Raw genomic sequence first — 1,900 nt, 5'->3', positions numbered from 1 at the left:
CACAGGCGGCGGGCCGCCGTCATGACCGACCGATAGTGTGGGCGCTCGTCCGAGACGCCCCGCTGTCCTTGATGGGCACAGGCGTCCACCGCAGTCCATCGAACCGGGGCCCGTACCTCGATGTCCGTGCACAGCCATACGACAGCCCAACACGACGCTGCCACCCCTGAGTTCCCGCGCCATGTGGTGACGGCCGTCCTCGTCACCCATGACGGCGCCCGCTGGCTGCCCGACGCGCTCGCCGGGCTGCTGAGTCAGGAGCGCCCCGTGCAGTACGCGGTGGCGGCCGACACCGGCAGCGCGGACGACTCCGCCCAACTGGTCACCGAGACCCTGGGGGACGAGGCCGTCGTCCACCTGGCCCGGCGCACCGGCTTCGGCCAGGCCGTGGACGAGGCCACCCGCCTCGCCCCCGTCCTCACCCCGGACGACCTGCCCTACCTCAGGCGTCCGAACAGCTGGGACCCGGCCACGCGCACCTGGCGCGACGACGCCTACGACCTGCCCGAACTGCCCCACGGCGAGCCGGTCCAGTGGCTCTGGCTGCTGCACGACGACTGCGCCCCGGAGCCCGACGCGCTCGCCCAGATGCTGCGGGTCGTGGACAACGAACTCGAACTCGGCCGCGACGACGTGGCCGTGGTCGGCCCCAAGCTCCGCGGCTGGTACGACCGCAGGCAACTGCTGGAGGTCGGCGTCTCCATCGCCAACTCCGGCCGCCGCTGGACCGGTCTGGACCGCCGCGAACAGGACCAGGGCCAGCACGACCACGTCCGCACCGTGCTCTCCGTCTCCACCGCGGGCATGCTGATCCGCCGTGACGTCTTCGAGCGGCTCGGTGGGTTCGACCGCCGGCTGCCCCTGATGCGCGACGACGTCGACCTGTGCTGGCGCGCCCACACCGAGGGCTACCGCGTCCTGATCGCCCCCGACGCCGTCGTCCGGCACGCGGAGGCCGCCTCCCGCGAGCGCCGCACCGTCGACTGCGCGGGCCGCACCACCGCCTCCCCGCACAAGGTCGACAAGGCCGGTGCCGTCCACACCCTCCTCGCCAACACCCGCACGGCCGCGCTGCCCTGGGTGCTGCTCCGGCTGGTCCTCGGCACCCTGCTGCGCACCCTCGCCTACCTGGTCGGCAAGGTGCCCGGCCAGGCCCTCGACGAGATCCGCGGCCTGCTGGGCGTCCTGCTCCGGCCCGAACGCATCCTCGCCGCGCGCCGCAGCCGGGGCCCCTCGCAGATCGACAAGGACGAACTGCGGCAGCTGTTCCCGCCGCCCGGCGCCACCATCCGCGCCACGGCCGAGCAGATCGCCGCCAACTTCTCCAGCAACTCCGACGTCGACACCTCCGCCGGCCGCCACGGCAGCGCGGTCGAGTCCGGACCCGGCGGCGACGACGCCGACTTCCTGGAGATCGAGCAGTTCGCCCGGCTCAAGCGCATCGCCCGCAAGCCCGGCCCGGTGCTCTTCCTCGCCCTGCTGCTGATCTCCCTGGCGGCCTGCCGCGCCCTGCTGGGCGGCGGTGCCCTCGCGGGCGGCGCGCTGCTGCCCGTCCCGCCCGGCGCGAGCGACCTGTGGGCCGGCTTCGCCGCCGCCTGGCACCCGGTCGGCGCCGGCAGCACCACCTCCGCGCCGCCCTACCTCGCGGTGGTGGCGACGCTCGCCTCGCTCTTCCTCGGCTCCACCGGGCTCGCGGTCACCGTGCTGCTGGTCTGCTCGGTGCCGCTGGCCGGCTTCACCGCCTACTTCGCCTCCCGGCCCCTCGTCAGTTCCCGGCTGCTGCGCGCCTGGACGGCCGTCGCGTACGCCTTCCTCCCCGCCACCACCGGCGCGCTGGCGCAGGGCCGCATCGGCACCGCCGTACTCGCCGTACTGCTCCCGCTGATCGCCCGCGCGGGCG

At 74.5% G+C, this 1,900-nt stretch carries 1 protein-coding gene; it reads left to right on the top strand.

The annotated features are described in order from the left end of the window. Window positions 1-120: 120 nt before the first annotated feature. Window positions 121-1,900: glycosyltransferase family 2 protein (locus CCN33_RS25510; RefSeq protein WP_140394672.1), on the top strand; the 1,780-nt coding region annotated here is incomplete at its 3' end.

This window comes from Streptomyces recifensis, assembly GCF_002154615.1.
Lineage (GTDB): Bacteria > Actinomycetota > Actinomycetes > Streptomycetales > Streptomycetaceae > Streptomyces > Streptomyces griseoluteus.
Note: the sequence above shows the minus strand (reverse complement) of the source record. Positions and strands in the feature narration are given on the sequence as shown.